Raw genomic sequence first — 17,439 nt, forward strand, 5'->3', positions numbered from 1 at the left:
AATTAATGGCACATTATAGCGATTTTAATGAAATAAATAAAAATCCCCGCTTAATGCGGGGAATGAATTTATTTACTCATTGCTTTTTGCCAGGTTGCTAACCATTGTTTAACGGTTTCCACATCAGGTTGGGTAAATGGTAATTGAGCATAATGTGGCAATGTACTGAATGCAGGATCGGCATCTTTCGCTACAACAGGTTTCATTACGTTATTCACTGAAATAATTTTTTGTGCTTCAGGTGTTTGTAAGAAAGTTAAAAATTGACGGGCAAGCTCAGGTTGTTTGCTTGCTTTTGTGATTCCTGCAACTTCAATCTGAACAAGATGCCCTTCATCAAAATTAGCTGCGGCATAGCTATCATCTTGTTCATTCCATTGATGATAGAGCGGAGAGGTTGAATAGCTTAGTACTAAATCTGATTCTCCTTTTAGGAATGCTCCGTAAGTTTCAGACCAACCTTTTCCAACAGTTACTGTGTGTTTAGCCAATTTTTCCCAAGCTTTTTCTGCATCGTTGCCATAAACCTGATTAACCCAGAAGAGTAAGCCTCTACCTACGGTACTTGTGCGAGGATCTTGATAGATGATTTTGAGATCTTCACGATCAACTAACTCTTTTAGGCTTTTTGGTGGATTTGTGACATTTTTCTTATTATAAACAAAGGCATATTCACCGAAATCATAAGGAACAAAGGTTTCATTTGTCCATGCAGTTTCTAAATTTAATCCAGAAGTATCAAGTTGATGAGGAATAAATAAGTCTGATTTTTCAGCTTCTGGCATTACAAAATTATCGATACCTAGCATGATATCCGCTTTGGTTTTTTGACCTTCTAAACGGATACGATTGAACATAGTGACACCATCTTCAAATGGCATAAATTTCAAATCACAATTACAGTTTTCTTCAAAAAGGGCTTCCAGTTTTGGTGCAGGTCCCCATTCAGAAGTAAATGAGTCATAAGTATAAACAGTAAGTGTTGGTTGATTAGCTGCAAGTGCAGATACAGAGATTGCAATACTTGAAAGTGCAAAGAGATGATTAAGTTTCATGGAATAACGCCTTCTAAATAGAATTAAGATAGAAGGATCTAAAACAAGGACAAACAACTTGTCTCAAATCCCTACGCTGATATTAATCAGATCAGGTTCTATGGGTATTTCTCAGCTTGAATCAAAGCACCCCAATGAGAACGTCGATATGAATATTGTACAATAAAAAGGAATAAATCAGAATGTACCGAATGCGATTTAATCCTTTTTATTGAGAATGCTACCATTTAGTGTATACCAATCCACTCTGGCAATGCCATTGAGATTGCAGGTATATAGGTAATAAGTCCTAAGAAAGTTAAAAGAATTAGTAACCATGGTAGCGCTGCTCTAATAACTTCTGATAGTGGTAATTTAGACACCGCTGAGGCAACAAAGAGATTTAGCCCTATAGGTGGGGTGATTAAACCAATTTCCATATTTACCACCATAATGATACCTAAATGAATAGGATCAATGCCTAATTCAACTGCAATTGGGAATAATATTGGTGCGAGAATTAAAATAATGGCAGAAGGCTCCATAAATGCACCAGCAATCAGTAAAATGATATTAACCACCAATAAAAATGCCCATGGTTGTAAATTCCATTCGATTACCGCCTCGGTAATAATTTGCGGGATTTGTTCTGTTGTTAAAACATGAGCAAATAACATGGCATTAGCAATGATGAACATTAACATGACACTGAGTTTTGCCGATTCAAGTAAGACTTTCGGACAATCTCTTAATCTCACGTCTTTATAGATGAATACAGCCACAAAGAATGAATAAACGGCGGCTACCGCAGCGGCTTCTGTTGGCGTGAAAATACCACTATAAATTCCACCTAGGATAATTACCATAAGTAATAACCCCCAAATCGCCTTTCTTCCCGCTCTAAACCACTCTTTAACTGAGGCTCTAGGTTGGGCTGGTAAATTCTTTATTCTAGCGACGAGATAGATTGCTACCATTAAAACAACGCCAAGTAAGATACCAGGCATAACACCTGCCATAAATAAGCGTCCAACAGAGGTTTCTGTTGCAGCAGCATAAACAACCATAACCACAGAAGGTGGAATTAAGATACCTAATGTTCCCGCATTACAAATAATTCCTGTACCAAATGATACGGGGTAACCCGAACGAACCATTCCAGCAATCGCAATTGAACCCACAGCCGCTACGGTGGCGGGGCTAGAGCCAGATAAAGCCGCAAATAACATACAAGAGAGTACGGCAGCAATCGCTAACCCACCACGAATATGTCCAACGGTTGCATTTGCGAAATCAATTAATCGTTTTGCTACACCACCTGTGGTCATAAATGCACCTGCTAACAGGAAGAAAGGAATAGCGAGTAACGTATAATGTTCAGAGGTTTCAAAAAGCTTAATAGCTAATGAACTTAATGAATCTTGGCTAAAAAGTATGATTGTGATTGCACCAGATAGACCCAGTGAGATCGCAATGGGTACGCCGATAAACATCAGCACAAATAGGAGAACAAATAATACTAAAATGGTCATTTTTCATCTCCTTGTGCAAGTTTGAGGGCATCTTCACTTTCATCAGCTAAACCTAAATTGACCTGTTTATTGGCGAGAAGGCGGACAAGAATTTCAATAAAACGAATAGCAATTAGCCCAAATCCAATCGGCATGATTAATCCAATATGCCATATTTTGACATTAAAATGATTGAGATCATCTGCGCCAATATCTGCAATGTACATGGTTTCTACCCATTCATAACTAGCGGAGGCAATAATCACGCCATAGCCGATACAAGCGAGTACTGCAACGATACTTACCCATTTTTGTGCTACACGAGGTAATTTTTTGACTAAAACATCGACCCCAATATGACCTGCGGTACGCACACCGTATGATGCACCAAAAAATATCAGCCAACCAAAACATGCTTTAGTGATGGCAAGACTCCACGTCATTTCTTGTGCCATTGTCATAATAAAATCACCGATGGGTTCAGTGACATTAGCCGTTGAAGGAAATTGATCGGCTAGATCGAAAAAAACGTTATAAAGATTATTAAATACCACGTAAGCAAAAGTGACTAGTGTCATTACCATAAGTAAAATGGCAATGAAACACTCTTCAAAACGTTCCCAAAACCACTTTAAAGAAGTCATGAGTTCTCCTTGTCAGAATAAAAAAGTGTGACAACTTATCCGTAAAAGCTGTCACACTCCAAAAATGTAAATGATTAATTATTGATTTGATGCTTCAGCTGCTTTAATTAAATCTGCACCGATAGCAGGTTCAAATTCTTTCCAAACAGGTTTAACCATTTCTCTCCATTTTTCACGTTCTTTAGGGGTTAAGGTAATAATTTCAGTCGAACCTGAGTCAATAATTTTTTGTTTATCACCAAGATTTAATTCATGAGATTGTTTATTCACTTCTGTGGTCACTTCTTCAAGGATTTTCTCTAATTCAGTGCGAATATCTTCAGGTAATCCATCCCAAAATTTAGTGTTCACAATCAGCATATATGAAAGTAAACCATGATTAGATTCAGTAATGTATTTCTGAACTTCATAAACCTTTTGTGAATAAATATTTGAATATGGATTTTCTGCACCATTTACTACACCAGTTTGTAGCCCTTGATACATTTCTCCAAATGCCATTTTACGAGGAATCGCTCTCAATGCTTTAAATTGAGCATCAAGTACATCTGAGTTTTGTACACGGAATTTTAATCCTCTTGCATCTCTAGGTTCACGCAACTCTTTATTCGCAGAAAGCTGTTTTAGATCATTATTCCAATAAGCTAAACCAGTAATGCCTTTATCTTTCATTGAGTTTAATAGTGATTTACCCGCTTCACTTTTTTCAAAACGTTCTACCGCTTTAATATCATCAAATAAAAATGGAAGATCAAAAAGTTGCACTTTAGACGTATATTTATCAAATTTTGCTAAAGACGGTGCTAACATTTGAACATTATTTAATAATAATGCTTCCATTTCTTTTCCGTCACCATAAAGCGATGAGTTCGGATAAACTTCAACTTTTACTTTATCCGCTAATCTTTCATCAACTAATTTTTGAAATAATAAAGCGCCTTGACCTTTTGGTGTTTCATTAGCTACTACATGTGAAAATTTAATAACAATAGGATCATTAGCCCATGCAGATAATGATAATGCAGCACTAATAGTTAATGCACTAATGAGTTTCTTAAAATTATGATGAAACATTACGTTTTCCTCTTGATTTGTTTAATTAATTTGTTGGTTTGCATTTCTAATTTGCCAAAATATGAGAAAATGTAAACAACTTGTTTACATTTTTTTGACATGCTTCTCACTTTTTTATTAAAAAATACAAATATTTGTGATTTATTAATAAATAATCAGAAAAAAATAATAAAAAAATAGGGATATTAATCATCAATATCCCTATTTATTTAATAAAGAAAAATGTTTATAAATTGAGTAATATTTCTAAACTTGGTGCAAAATAATAACTACTTGTTACCGCTTTGGTAAATCCAAGTAAGCGGTCAGTTTTACCGTCTAATTCACCAAACATACTTTTTAATTGTTGATCGATATTGTATAAACGTTTAGAAAAAGCAAGGAAATATAAACCATTTTCACCACTTGCTTTTCCATAAGGCAGACTATGGCGTAAAACTTTTAAGCCTTTACCATTTTCTTTTAAATCAACTCGCCCTACGTGAGAATTACTTGGCACATCGTCTAATTCCACGCTATCTGCTTTTGTTCTACCAATCACTTGTTCTTGGCGATCGCTAGACATTTTATTCCATTTTTGTAATTGATGAACATAACGTTGGCTAAGCACATAACTTCCACCTTCATCTTCCCCCTCGTTAATGAGAGCAACTTCACGTAATTTTTCTTCATTTTCAGGATTTTCTGTGCCATCAATAAAGCCTGTAAGATCGCGATCTTCTATCCAACGGAAACCATTTATTTCTTCTTCCACTGTGGCAATATCTTGCAACTGTTCAACAACAATCAGAGCAACTGCAAAATTGACGTCAGGGCGATCTGATTGAATATGAACAAGTAGATCACGTTGCGTTGCGGGAGCAAATTCACGTTCTTCTGAACCTAAAGAGGTAAAAGATTTTAATTCTAGTGCGGAAGATTTAGGCGCTAATTTTCTCCATAAACTCTCACCAAAAGCGAAAGTTATGCCTAATTCATCAACTGAAAATTTTTGTTTGGTTTCTTCAAATTGTTCATAAATCGTTTTAATTCGATCAGCGAGTTTTGTTGAATCATTGATAGTTAATTCAATAAATATACCTGATTTACGGTGCATTAATGTAATGCCACTTTGTGCTGTTGTCATGAGTTTGTTCCTCAATTTAAAAAATAATTATTTGCCTATTTTACTTTTTTCTATGAAATACGACAAAAGGTTATAATATTAATTATCTGGACGTAATGATATTTCGCCTATTGCAAAAGGTGTCATTTTATTATCTTGTTCGAGTAATAATTCGCCTTTATTATTTATTCCATTCGCAATGCCATGAATTTCCCCTTTTTCAGTAAGTAATTTAACGGGTTTTTTATAGAATAAATCGAATTGATTCCATTGTGGTAAATAATCTGAAAAGGTATGTTGAGGAAATTCAACCAACATTTTTTGAAGTCGTTGTGCTAATAAAGCAGCGAGATTATTACGGTCGAGTTGATAATTGGAAAGATCACTCCAAGCCTGATTAACAATACTCGGATCAATGGCATTCATTGATAAATTTAAACCAATACCAATCACTAAATCGATACTATGACGATTTGCCCTACTCTCAATTAAAATGCCTCCCATTTTTTTACCTTGATAGTAAATATCGTTAGGCCATTTAATTTGAATATCTTGAACATTGAGTTGCTGAAAGGTTTCTGCAATAACGATTGCAACCACTAAACTGAGTGGTGCAATTTGTGAAATATTGATAGAAGAGTAACGCCAAAGCATCGAAAAATAAAGATTCTTACTCAATGGAGAATACCATTTTCTGCCTCGTCGTCCTCTTCCTGCCGTTTGGGTTTCAGCAAGGCAAACAGAGCCAGACGGCAGTTGATTGTGATGATTAAGTAAATATTCATTAGTTGAATTAATTTCAGTAAACACAATGGCTTGCCCATAATTCAACGCACGTTGGATCTCTGCTTGATTCAGTAGGATCATCGAGTGATTTCCTCGCTGTCAATTTCACCAGATTGCCCCATAAAACGTACTTCAGGATGAATGTCTACACCAAATTTTTTACGCACTTTTTGGCGGACTGTTTTAGCAAGCTGAACGACGTCTTTCCCTGTTGCATTATCTTTATTTATCAATACTAAAGCCTGTTGCGTATGTACCGCTGCACCGCCAATTTGATAGCCTTTTAATTGGCATTGGTCAATGAGCCAACCCGCTGGAATTTTAACGCTACCATCAGCTTGTGGGTAATGAGGAATATTAGGGTAAGCGGTCAGAAGAGCTGAAAATTTTGCAAAAGGAATGATCGGATTTTTAAAGAAACTCCCTGCGTTTCCAAATTGATCTGGATGGGGTAACTTTGCAGATCGTACAGCACAAACTTCATCAAAGATTTGTTGTGCGGTGACCGTTGCTGGATCGAATTGAGTTAAGGAGCCATAAGTGAGTGTTGGTTGCCATTTTTTAGCCAGCCTTAATCCTACGGATACAATCGCATATTCATCTTTATATTCATGTTTAAAAATACTTTCACGATAACCAAATTGGCATTGTTCTTTGGATAATTTTACTGTTTTACCTGAACGAAGGTTAATGGCTTCCACAAAATCACAGAATCGTTCAAACTCAACGCCATAAGCACCAATATTTTGAATAGGTGCAGAGCCAACACAACCAGGAATTAACGCTAGATTTTCTAATCCTGCCATGTTCTGTGATAACGTCCATTGAACCAGCTCATGCCAAATTTCTCCGCCTGCGACCTTAAGATAGTGAAAATTTTCATCTTCAGTATGTTCAATTCCTTTGAATTGATTGATCAATACGGTACCTGAAAAACTTTCAACAAATAATACATTACTGCCTTGACCTAATAAAAGTATAGGTTCACCGATATTCTTGGCTGTTTGCCATTCAGTAATTAATTCTGATTGCGTGTGAATAGGGATAATCTTGTTAGCAGAAACAGGCAGATGAAAAGTATGGAAAGGGCGTAAATTTTGATTCATAGGATTGCGTATATAAAGTTAAATTTGGCAATAGTTTACCATTTATCGACAAACAAAAAAGGCTAAGTTGAACACTTAGCCTTACGTCATTAATCGCTATAGATTATTTTGCAAAATATGCTTCTAAATCGTCGCTTCCACCAATGTGTTTACCACCGATGAATACTTGTGGTACAGATGTTTTACCTGTAATCGCACGAACAGAAGTAGTACTTGCATCATGTCCAAGTACGATTTCTTCAAATGGATAACCTTTTTCAGTTAATAATTTTTTCGCTTTTGCACAGAATGGACAACCTGGTTTTGTGAAAATTGAAACTGATGGTTTATCAGACCAATCTGGTTTGATATATTTGATCATTGTATCAGCGTCTGACACTTTGAATGGGTCGCCTGGTTCTTCTGGCTCGATAAACATTTTTTCTACAACGCCATTTTTAACGAGCATAGAATAACGCCAAGAGCGTTTACCAAAACCAAGATCATCTTTATCAACTAATAATCCCATTTTTTCTGTAAATTCACCGTTTCCATCTGGAATTACTGTGATGTTGTCAGATTCTTGAGCTTCTTTCCAAGCATTCATAACGAAAGTATCGTTAACTGATATACAAATAATGTCATCAATACCTAATGCTTTGAATTCACTTGCTAACTCGTTGTAGCGAGGTAAGTGAGTTGATGAGCAAGTTGGGGTAAATGCACCTGGTAATGAGAATACAATAACGGTTTTGTTATTGAATAATTCATCAGTTGAAACATCAACCCAACTATCGCCTTGACGAGTATGGAATACTACGCTTGGAACTTTCTGACCAGTCATATCTTTAAAAGACATTTTTTTCTCCTCTGTTAATGACCAAAAATCTTGGTCATTCTACACATAAATATGACATAATCATAATCTATTTTATCTATAACTGTGAGATAATTTACCCATCAATCATAGGGATAAAGAGAGCATATTATGAACATACGAGATCTAGAATACCTGATTGCATTAGCTGATTTTAAACATTTTCGTAAAGCAGCCGATGCTTGTAATGTCAGTCAGCCAACGTTAAGTGGACAAATTCGTAAGCTAGAAGATGAATTAGGAACCGTTTTACTAGAAAGAACCAGTCGTAAGGTTTTGTTTACTCAAGCGGGCTTGACACTTGTTGAGCAAGCAAAACGGATTTTACGTGAAGTAAAAATCTTAAAAGAAATGGCAAGTAATCAAGGAAAAGATATGTCAGGTCCAATTCTTATCGGTGTTATTCCTACTTTGGGGCCTTATTTATCGCCTGTGATTTTGCCTATATTAAAAAAACAATATCCAGAATTAGATATTTACATTTACGAACTGCAAACAGAAGAATTATTAGAACAGTTAGAAGCAGGGCAAATTGATTGCGCTATTCTCGCTCTAGGTAAAGAAAGTGAAGCCTTTATTGAAGTGCCTATTTTTGATGAGCAAATGTACCTTGCCGTCTCTCGTACTCATCCTTGGGCAAATAAAGATGTATTAAAATTGGGTGATTTACGTGATCAAGAGATGCTAATGTTAGACAATGGGCATTGCTTAAGAACACAAACTATGAATTATTGTTTATCTATTGGTGCAAAGGAAAATGAGCATTTTAAAGCAAGTAGTATAGAAACATTAAGAAATATGGTTGCCGCAGAAATTGGAATGGCATTTATTCCAGAGTTGGCTACTCATATCAAAAAAGATGAGAATCTAGTTTATTTAGAGTTTAATGAGCCTGTACCATATCGTAAAATTGGATTAGTCTATAGACCAGGTTCACCTTTACGTTTACGCTATGAACGTCTAGCAAAAGAAATTAAATCTATTATGGAAGGAAATTCAATTGGGTATTCGAGCCGAACAGAAGGAAAAAACGCGTAGAGCATTGGTTGATGCAGCATTTAATCAACTAAGCGCAGAAAAAAGTTTCTCTAATTTAAGCTTGAGAGAAGTTTCAAGGGAGGCTGGGATTGCTCCAACTTCCTTTTATCGCCATTTTAAAGATATGGATGAGCTTGGATTAGCAATGGTAGATGAATCAGGATTGGTTCTCCGTCAATTAATGCGAAGAGCTCGGAAACGGCTAGAAAATGGTGGAGGAGTGGTTGCGACATCTGTAGATACCTTTTTTGAATTTATCACAGCAAGACCGAATATGTTTCGCTTGTTATTGAGAGAAAGTTCTGGAAGTTCCATTGCATTTCGAGCAGCTATTTTCCGTGAAATAGAGCATTTTGTGGCAGAATTGGCAGAATATATAAAAATGCGAAATCCAAATATATCGACGGAGCTTGCCTATATAGAATCAGAAGGCTTGGTCACACTGGTTTTTACTGCAGGTGCAAGAGCTTTGGATATGAGTAATAAAGAAAAAGATCTGTTAAAACAACGTCTAACAAAACAGCTTCGTATGTTTATTTATGGTACGGAAAACTATGCAGTAAATAAGAAAGATAAATAGTAAAAAGCCTAGAATATCAATTCTAGGCTTTTGCATACTTATGGAGTAAAAAGGCCGCTTATTAGCTTTATTATTTAACTAAGAATAACGCGGTATCAACATAACGTTGGATAAAATCATTTGTTGATTTTGAATCAGAGAATCCTTCCCCATTAATTTGGTATTGTTCATTTACCAAGAATGTTGGTACACCACGAACTTTGAATTCTTCTAGAGCTTGCTCTTGTTTATTGACTAACGCATTAACTGCAAAACTGTTAATTCCATTATCAAATTGTTCTGCTGTGATTCCATTTGCAATGAATACATCGCGAATATCATCCATTGATTTAAATTGATCGTTGTGTGCAGCTTCAAATAATGGACGTTTTACTTTATCTTCTGCGCCTAAAGCCATTGCAAGAGCCCAAGCTCGAGTAAGGTTTTTAGATTGACGACCTAAGAAATCAACGTGATATTGTTTTAACACAGCACCTTCAGGTAAATCTGCTTTAATTTTGTCTGGAATTTCGTAATTCATTTCGAAATTATAGCAATGAGGGCAATAGAAAGAGAAAAATTCTAAGACTTCTTTTTGTGCAGAAGGTACTTGACGAACTTCAATGAATTCTTTGCCTAAAACAGGATCCTGTGCAATTGCTGCCGAGTTAAATGCAAATAATGCAGAAAGTGCAATAAAAGTCGTTTTTAATGCTAATTTTTTCATATATATCCTCTAGTGAAAAAAGTCATCTAGATTGACAACAGATAACTTCGTAAAGTTTCATTAATCCTTTAAAATGCCTCTTGCTCTGAGTAGGGCTGTTTTAAAATCCTCTTCGTAATCTTTTTTGATTCCAGGAATCACTTCTGATTTGTCTTTCCCTCGCATTTTTAATTGGTAAATTAAGACTTCATCACGCAGTGCATCAAGGTTATCTTTTTCACCGACCTCTTCTGCAATTTTATGAAGTAAATCAAGTAGATGTAAATCAGGCTCTTTACGCCAATGTTCACCTAGTAATTCAAGCACCTCGTTTAAACGTTCACACTTCATGATAAATCCTTAAATAATTTGGAAAAAACAAGCGGAAATCATATACTTTTCACTATAACTTTGCAAAATTAAGGGAATAAAATGTGTCAAATAAATGAGATTTCTGCGGTAATTTTAGCCGGTGGCTTGGCTCGTCGTTTACAAGGGGTTGAGAAAGGCTTGCAGGAAATTGCAGGGAAGCCATTGATTACACACATTATTGAACGCTTATCCCCGCAAATTTGCAAAATTCACCTCAATATTAACCGCTTGCATGAGGCTTATCATCGGCAATATCCTGCTATTCCAACGTATTCAGATAATTTAGCGGATTTTCAAGGTCCATTAAGTGGAATTTTATCGGGATTTCAAAATATAGACAGTGAATATCTGCTGTTTGTACCTTGTGATAGTCCTTTTCTTCCCTCGAATTTACTGAAAAAATTAGCGACTGCCTTACAAATCAATCAAGCTCAGATTGCCTATGCCCATGATGGCGAACGAGCGCATCCTACCTTTGCGTTAATTCATCGCTCTGTTGAAAAGGCATTAGCAGATTATTTAGCAACAGGGGAACGTCGCTTGCTACAATTTTTTCATTCGCAAAAAAGTGTGGCGGTTGATTTTTCGGAACAAGCTTGGGCATTTAAAAATTTCAATACGCCTGAAGAATTCGCAAGCGGTCAGATTTCATCAATATTTTGCAATATTCCGTTATTAGCGATTACAGGATATAGTGGCACAGGTAAAACGACACTGTTAGAAAAATTGATTCCACAATTAAAGCAACGCAATATTAATGTTGGGTTGATTAAACATTCTCATCATAATGTGGACGTGGATAAACCGAATAAAGATAGCTATCGCTTACGTCAAGCTGGAGCAAATCCAACAATGATAGTTTGTGATCAGCGATGGGCATTGATGAAAGAAACCGATGAACTCGCAAGTTTTCAATTATTAGTCAGTCAGTTTGAAGGTGCTAATGTTGATCTCATTTTAGTGGAAGGGTTTAAGCATGAGAATTTGCCCAAAATCCAACTTCATCGCCAAGATATTGAAAAGCCTTTACCTGAACTTGATGAGTTTACGGTTGCAACGGCAACGGATTATGCTTTAGATAGAGAGGTGAGTCTGGATATTAACAATGTCGAACAAATCGCTGATTTTATTCAAACGTATTTAAACAAATAAGCTATAGCGTTGAATTGCCAACAAATTGTAGAGTCGTTTTGCATTGTCGGCAAATATATTGACGTTTTTCTCGTAAAATAGCTTGGTGGCGACGAATTGAAAGCCAGTGCGTTTGACATTGGCATTGATATTCAAAACGTTGTCCTTGTACTGAGCTTGTATCAAAACAATGGTAAGTTTCGGCGGGAATGCCAAGCACTGTTTCCATCATCATTTGCCACTCTTTACCATGAGGTTTTACTCGTCCAAATTGTTGATAAACGAGTAAATGAGCTAATTCGTGTGGCACAACTTGTTGAATGAAATCTTGCCCATTTTCAGTGAGCAAAATAGGATTAAAACGGATTTCATTTTTGTGTAAGTAGGCAACGCCTGCTTTAACGCCCCTTACTGCATAACTGACAGTCGGAGGCGTAAATATTGTATTAAAATAAGTATTAGCTTTGTCCAAATCCCGTTTTAGCTGTCTTTGGACTTGCATTTTTAGCAGACGAAAATCAGACATTAGCGAGGGCAGTCTTGAACATTCCAACCTTTATCGTAGCAAATATACAGCTCATTATTTCTTGATTGTAGGTACGCATTTTGTAGTTGAGGATTGAATTTTTTCATCCATTGGAATAATTCGTTACGGCTCATTTCATGTCCCGGCAAGTTTAAACTTTTAAATAACATTTTTTGCTTTTTAAAATAACTTTCCGCAGTATCGAAGGCACAAGCACCGTGTTTTTCCCATTCGCCTTGTAATAAGGATGCGCCAGGTGATTCAGGCAAATATTTTTTAATTACCGCTTCTGATACTGGCGGTAAGTCACCTTGGCAGAATCGAGGATGATCTTCAACAGAACGAGCATGTGCATTTTGAGGCCATAATCCATGAATCACCCAGCCAAATTGTTCGCTATTATTACATTGGAATTGAAGATTCTCTGGTATTTTTCCATTATTTCGACGAGCTTGATATTCACAAAATTCAGGCGACCAAGAGAGTGCGAGCATATAGTAATCTACGGGGGCATTTTTATTTTGACCAAAGCTATCTCGGCTTAGTGAAGTATCGTAATAGCCTAAATTTTCAGGAATTTTTAGATTAGAAGTGGATTGAGTTACATTAGTTTGCGTTTTGTTCGCTTGAGATTTTTCAGTATTAGTTGTGGATTCGGTTTGCTTGCTTTCCTTTTTTTCATTATTGATCCAGGTGATCACTGAGAAGATCCCAATAATAACAACAAAAATGGATTGGCTGAGTGTACGTTTTTTGGATTGAGGTGCTTTTTTCATAAATAAATTGTGTCGTTTGTGATAGCGTAAATAGAGTTGATTACTATACTTTAAAGAATTTTGTTTGCAAGCGGTCGGTTTCTCATCAACATTTACTCTTTTCTAATTCGCCAAAAGGTTGCAAATTTAGGTTTTCCCGTTTTAGTAAATCCGCGATATTTATAAGTAATGGTACTACCAACAGGTGGAGGGCTATCCCTATCTTTATCCTTAAATCCAGACCCAATTCGAAATGTTCCCCGAGCGTTTTTACAAGTCAGTGAGCCTAGTTTGTCTGCATATTTACCTTTCCCTTTGTGATGAGCAATTACAGTACATTCTTCATCAAATACTGCTTTTAATTTTAGGATTTGTGAGGACCGACCATGCACATAATTTGCGTTAGGACTTCTAAGCACAACTCCTTCTCCTTTCATTTCTTGGATGTGTTCAAAAAACTGTTGAAGATGGTGTTTATTTTCAATGGGAATTTGCGGAATAATTTCAATATAGTCAGAGGAATTATCATTTAAATAATGTTGCAGAACAGCAAGTCGTGCAAATAAATCTCCTTTGGCATTTGGTACATCGAACACATGGAGTTTTAGCTTTTTCCATCCTGTTGAATGATTAGAACGCACAATTGATGAAATTTCTGCAAATTTTCCTCTTTCACTAAAGATTTCTCCATCAATAGGGAAAGGTGGAAATCCTTTCGTAAAAAATTCAGGTGGATTGAGCGGGTAATTTTGACGACTTAATAATTGCTTGCCATCCCAATATCCTCGCACTCCATCTAATTTTTCACTCATTACCCACCCTTCAATATTTTGATTTGTATATTGGCGGAGTAGCATAAGATTGAGCGGACTAGCGAGTAGAGTAGTCGGTAATAACAAAAATAAAAATAGTCGCCACATATATTATCCTCAATAAATATGTAGCGACTATATAGAAGAAAATGCATAAGCCTAGACTAACTATGCTTTTTTGCGATCATTGTCGTAAAATTTGCAAAAAAATTAACTTATCTTACCGCTTGTATTAAAGCAGAAATATCCTCAGGGAATTGTTCTTGCTTAGCCATATCCATAATTTGTTCATGCGTATATTTTTTACCATTATAGACAACGACAATACTGGTATCGCCTTTTTGCAAGAAATTGTGTTCGCCAAACTCAGTATAACGAGTCGCACCAATGCTTATGATTGCTTTTGTTGGGTAATTAGATTGCGATAACATTTGTGCAATATGATTCATTGGACCTTCATCAGGTTGATTATTCATTCTATCTACAATCCAATTCAGTAATTTTTCGTGGAAATAGTTATAACCTACAGTTGGGCTATCTATACCATATTCATTTATTGTTTCGCCACGTTTGTGGAAACAAGCAATATGATAATTATCTAAATTTCCACCCAATGTGAATTGATCGATCGGAATCAATGTTTCGGATAATCCTTTGGAATTTTCTCCCCAATTCTTCTTCTCACAAATTTTTCGAGCGTTTGGGCGACGGATGGAACAATCATTATAAGCACCAAAATGAGTTGGAATAAGTGCTATAACTTGGTTATTTTCATACTTAATATTACAGACTAAAGCGACTTCGGGTTCAATTTGAAGATTGTCTGCATCATTAGGAAATTGAATTTCGTTAGAAGATAATGGGAATTTCTCTAAGAACTTATAAGTAGGTTCAATATCGTTTGTTGGAAGATAGAAAGGAAAAATTGCTTTAGGTTGAATACTTTCTTCTGTTTTAACCTGTGCAAAATCACTGGCTTCGCCTGCTTGTTCTAAATGACCAGCAAAATTGCCTGCAACACCTAGCCCGATAAAATTTTTTGAGATCATATTATTTCCTTTGATTGATATAGCCAAAAATTGGATTAAATTTTACAGTATTTTAACATAAAAGTATGTTTTTGTATGAGTTGTAAGCAGGTGATATATTTTTTTTATTTTTTGAAAAAAAGTACTTGTCAGGATGTAATTTTTCTCTATAATACGCCCCACACAACGACGCGCTGTGGTGAAAGATTTAATGCAGTGCGTCGTTATTTTTTGCTCTTTAACAACATATCAGACAATCTGTGTGGGCACTTGTTGATGATTGATTTTAAAATAATTTAATTTTGAAGTCTTAATAAGTGTCTATAACTTGAAAATTCATAAAGAATAATAAAGCTAGAAAACAGTTATTGAGCGATTGAACTTTTAATTGAAGAGTTTGATCATGGCTCAGATTGAACGCTGGCGGCAGGCTTAACACATGCAAGTCGAACGGTAACAGGGAAAAGCTTGCTTTTCTGCTGACGAGTGGCGGACGGGTGAGTAATGCTTGGGAATCTGGCTTATGGAGGGGGATAACTACGGGAAACTGTAGCTAATACCGCGTAATATCTACGGATTAAAGTGTGGGACCGCAAGGCCACATGCCATAAGATGAGCCCAAGTGGGATTAGGTAGTTGGTGGGGTAAAGGCCTACCAAGCCGACGATCTCTAGCTGGTCTGAGAGGATGACCAGCCACACTGGAACTGAGACACGGTCCAGACTCCTACGGGAGGCAGCAGTGGGGAATATTGCACAATGGGGGGAACCCTGATGCAGCCATGCCGCGTGAATGAAGAAGGCCTTCGGGTTGTAAAGTTCTTTCGGTGATGAGGAAGGCTATTGTTTTAATAGAACAGTAGATTGACGTTAGTCACAGAAGAAGCACCGGCTAACTCCGTGCCAGCAGCCGCGGTAATACGGAGGGTGCGAGCGTTAATCGGAATGACTGGGCGTAAAGGGTACGCAGGCGGTGACTTAAGTGAGGTGTGAAATCCCTGGGCTCAACCTAGGAATTGCACTTCATACTGGGTCGCTAGAGTATTTTAGGGAGGGGTAGAATTCCACGTGTAGCGGTGAAATGCGTAGAGATGTGGAGGAATACCGAAGGCGAAGGCAGCCCCTTGGGAATATACTGACGCTCAAGTACGAAAGCGTGGGGAGCAAACAGGATTAGATACCCTGGTAGTCCACGCCGTAAACGATGTCGATTTGGGGATTGGGCTATAAGCTTGGTGCCCGTAGCTAACGTGATAAATCGACCGCCTGGGGAGTACGGCCGCAAGGTTAAAACTCAAATGAATTGACGGGGGCCCGCACAAGCGGTGGAGCATGTGGTTTAATTCGATGCAACGCGAAGAACCTTACCTACTCTTGACATCCATAGAAGAACGCAGAGATGTGTTTGTGCCTTCGGGAACTATGAGACAGGTGCTGCATGGCTGTCGTCAGCTCGTGTTGTGAAATGTTGGGTTAAGTCCCGCAACGAGCGCAACCCTTATCCTTTGTTGCTAGCAGGTAATGCTGAGAACTCAAAGGAGACTGCCAGTGATAAACTGGAGGAAGGTGGGGATGACGTCAAGTCATCATGGCCCTTACGAGTAGGGCTACACACGTGCTACAATGGCGTATACAGAGGGAAGCGATATAGCGATATGGAGCGAATCTCAGAAAGTACGTCTAAGTCCGGATTGGAGTCTGCAACTCGACTCCATGAAGTCGGAATCGCTAGTAATCGCGAATCAGAATGTCGCGGTGAATACGTTCCCGGGCCTTGTACACACCGCCCGTCACACCATGGGAGTGGGTTGTACCAGAAGTAGATAGCTTAACCTTCGGGGGGGCGTTTACCACGGTATGATTCATGACTGGGGTGAAGTCGTAACAAGGTAACCGTAGGGGAACCTGCGGTTGGATCACCTCCTTACCAAAGAAATCGACATAGCGAGTGTTCACACAGATTGTTTGATGTAAAGAAGCAACGAAGAAGCGATTCATCCTGTGGGTCTGTAGCTCAGGTGGTTAGAGCGCACCCCTGATAAGGGTGAGGTCGGTGGTTCAAGTCCACTCAGACCCACCACTCAAGAGCGAGTGAGTAGGAGAATTGAAGAATATTGGGGATATAGCTCAGCTGGGAGAGCGCCTGCCTTGCACGCAGGAGGTCAGCGGTTCGATCCCGCTTATCTCCACCAAGATATTCTGCTTGTCGTTAAAGTTAAGTGTAATGGTTGATTAATTATTATTAAGTTAATGATTTTGGATTAATTATATTTACCTATAGCGATAAACGTCGTTATTTCTGTTCTTTAAAAATTGAGAAACAAGCTGAAAAACTGAAGAGACTTTCAAGTCCGAGAGGATAAGAAGAAGTCTGAGTAAGAATAAAATCTTGTCTGA

17 protein-coding genes, 2 tRNA genes, 1 rRNA gene and 1 riboswitch are annotated in these 17,439 nt (G+C 37.4%); of the genes, 6 read left to right on the forward strand and 14 right to left on the reverse strand.

Annotated features, from left to right (window positions below; all coding sequences use genetic code 11):
• Positions 1-68 precede the first annotated feature (68 nt).
• The 8 genes from thiB to A6A10_RS01730 all read right to left on the reverse strand — a co-directional run bounded on the left by thiB (position 69) and on the right by A6A10_RS01730 (position 8,098).
• Positions 69-1,055, reverse strand: coding sequence for a thiamine ABC transporter substrate binding subunit (gene thiB / locus A6A10_RS01695; protein ID WP_121124255.1), 987 nt, complete (start codon positions 1,053-1,055; stop codon positions 69-71).
• Positions 1,056-1,105: 50 nt separating this feature from the next.
• Positions 1,106-1,199: riboswitch (TPP riboswitch) on the reverse strand.
• 83 nt (positions 1,200-1,282) lie between these two features.
• On the reverse strand, positions 1,283-2,566 hold the full coding sequence (dctM, locus tag A6A10_RS01700) for a C4-dicarboxylate TRAP transporter large permease protein DctM (protein ID WP_121124253.1): 1,284 nt from the start codon (positions 2,564-2,566) through the stop codon (positions 1,283-1,285).
• Complete coding sequence (locus tag A6A10_RS01705) at positions 2,563-3,189, reverse strand: TRAP transporter small permease (RefSeq protein WP_121124251.1); 627 nt, start codon at positions 3,187-3,189, stop codon at positions 2,563-2,565. Before A6A10_RS01705 ends, dctM begins: the two co-directional genes overlap by 4 nt.
• 78 nt (positions 3,190-3,267) lie before the next feature.
• Entirely contained in the window at positions 3,268-4,263 is a 996-nt protein-coding gene (locus A6A10_RS01710) for a TRAP transporter substrate-binding protein (RefSeq protein ID WP_121124250.1), read from the reverse strand.
• Between the two features lie 226 nt (positions 4,264-4,489).
• Positions 4,490-5,389 carry a Dyp-type peroxidase gene (locus A6A10_RS01715; protein ID WP_121124248.1) on the reverse strand — a complete coding sequence of 300 codons (900 nt, stop codon included), beginning with the start codon at positions 5,387-5,389 and terminating at the stop codon, positions 4,490-4,492.
• 78 nt (positions 5,390-5,467) lie between these two features.
• Positions 5,468-6,235 (reverse strand): biotin--[acetyl-CoA-carboxylase] ligase, encoded by a 768-nt coding sequence (locus A6A10_RS01720; RefSeq protein ID WP_121124246.1) that lies wholly within the window; start codon positions 6,233-6,235, stop codon positions 5,468-5,470.
• On the reverse strand, positions 6,232-7,260 hold the full coding sequence (gene murB / locus A6A10_RS01725) for a UDP-N-acetylmuramate dehydrogenase (RefSeq protein WP_121124244.1): 1,029 nt from the start codon (positions 7,258-7,260) through the stop codon (positions 6,232-6,234). Before murB ends, A6A10_RS01720 begins: the two co-directional genes overlap by 4 nt.
• Before the next feature lie 103 nt (positions 7,261-7,363).
• On the reverse strand, positions 7,364-8,098 hold the full coding sequence (locus A6A10_RS01730) for a glutathione peroxidase (RefSeq protein ID WP_121124242.1): 735 nt from the start codon (positions 8,096-8,098) through the stop codon (positions 7,364-7,366).
• 129 nt (positions 8,099-8,227) lie between these two features.
• On the opposite strand from A6A10_RS01730, the gene oxyR reads away from it, so the two are divergent.
• Both oxyR and fabR read left to right on the forward strand, forming a co-directional pair.
• On the forward strand, positions 8,228-9,154 hold the full coding sequence (gene oxyR, locus A6A10_RS01735; RefSeq protein WP_121124240.1) for a DNA-binding transcriptional regulator OxyR: 927 nt from the start codon (positions 8,228-8,230) through the stop codon (positions 9,152-9,154).
• Complete coding sequence (gene fabR / locus A6A10_RS01740) at positions 9,111-9,734, forward strand: HTH-type transcriptional repressor FabR (protein WP_121124238.1); 624 nt, start codon at positions 9,111-9,113, stop codon at positions 9,732-9,734. Before oxyR ends, fabR begins: the two co-directional genes overlap by 44 nt.
• A 70-nt stretch (positions 9,735-9,804) precedes the next feature.
• Here fabR and dsbA read toward each other — a convergent pair whose 3' ends face one another.
• Entirely contained in the window at positions 9,805-10,440 is a 636-nt protein-coding gene (gene dsbA, locus A6A10_RS01745) for a thiol:disulfide interchange protein DsbA (protein ID WP_121124236.1), read from the reverse strand.
• Between the two features lie 60 nt (positions 10,441-10,500).
• A complete protein-coding gene (locus A6A10_RS01750; protein WP_121124234.1) occupies positions 10,501-10,770 on the reverse strand; it encodes a YihD family protein in 270 nt (89 codons plus the stop codon).
• An 81-nt stretch (positions 10,771-10,851) separates the two neighbouring features.
• Between A6A10_RS01750 and mobA the strand changes: the two genes are divergently transcribed.
• Entirely contained in the window at positions 10,852-11,943 is a 1,092-nt protein-coding gene (gene mobA, locus A6A10_RS01755) for a molybdenum cofactor guanylyltransferase MobA (protein WP_121124232.1), read from the forward strand.
• A 1-nt stretch (position 11,944) separates the two neighbouring features.
• Here the strand turns inward: mobA and A6A10_RS01760 are convergent, their stop codons facing one another.
• From A6A10_RS01760 to A6A10_RS01775, 4 genes are all read right to left on the reverse strand, one after another.
• Positions 11,945-12,448, reverse strand: a complete 504-nt coding sequence (locus A6A10_RS01760) for a SprT family zinc-dependent metalloprotease (protein ID WP_121124230.1) — start codon at positions 12,446-12,448, stop codon at positions 11,945-11,947.
• Positions 12,448-13,224 (reverse strand): ribonuclease T2 family protein, encoded by a 777-nt coding sequence (locus A6A10_RS01765; RefSeq protein ID WP_121124228.1) that lies wholly within the window; start codon positions 13,222-13,224, stop codon positions 12,448-12,450. Before A6A10_RS01765 ends, A6A10_RS01760 begins: the two co-directional genes overlap by 1 nt.
• A gap of 92 nt (positions 13,225-13,316) precedes the next feature.
• Positions 13,317-14,123 carry a DNA ligase gene (locus A6A10_RS01770; RefSeq protein ID WP_121124227.1) on the reverse strand — a complete coding sequence of 269 codons (807 nt, stop codon included), beginning with the start codon at positions 14,121-14,123 and terminating at the stop codon, positions 13,317-13,319.
• A gap of 107 nt (positions 14,124-14,230) precedes the next feature.
• Entirely contained in the window at positions 14,231-15,064 is an 834-nt protein-coding gene (locus tag A6A10_RS01775; protein WP_121124225.1) for a DUF5718 family protein, read from the reverse strand.
• A 364-nt stretch (positions 15,065-15,428) separates the two neighbouring features.
• Here A6A10_RS01775 and A6A10_RS01780 point away from each other — a divergent pair.
• The 3 genes from A6A10_RS01780 to A6A10_RS01790 all read left to right on the forward strand — a co-directional run bounded on the left by A6A10_RS01780 (position 15,429) and on the right by A6A10_RS01790 (position 17,234).
• Positions 15,429-16,969: ribosomal RNA gene (locus A6A10_RS01780) — 16S ribosomal RNA — on the forward strand.
• A 76-nt stretch (positions 16,970-17,045) separates the two neighbouring features.
• Positions 17,046-17,122, forward strand: a tRNA-Ile gene (locus A6A10_RS01785).
• A 36-nt stretch (positions 17,123-17,158) separates the two neighbouring features.
• Positions 17,159-17,234, forward strand: a tRNA-Ala gene (locus tag A6A10_RS01790).
• Positions 17,235-17,439: the final 205 nt, after the last annotated feature.

This window comes from Otariodibacter oris (assembly GCF_009684715.1).
In the GTDB taxonomy this organism is placed as follows: Bacteria; Pseudomonadota; Gammaproteobacteria; order Enterobacterales; family Pasteurellaceae; genus Otariodibacter; species Otariodibacter oris.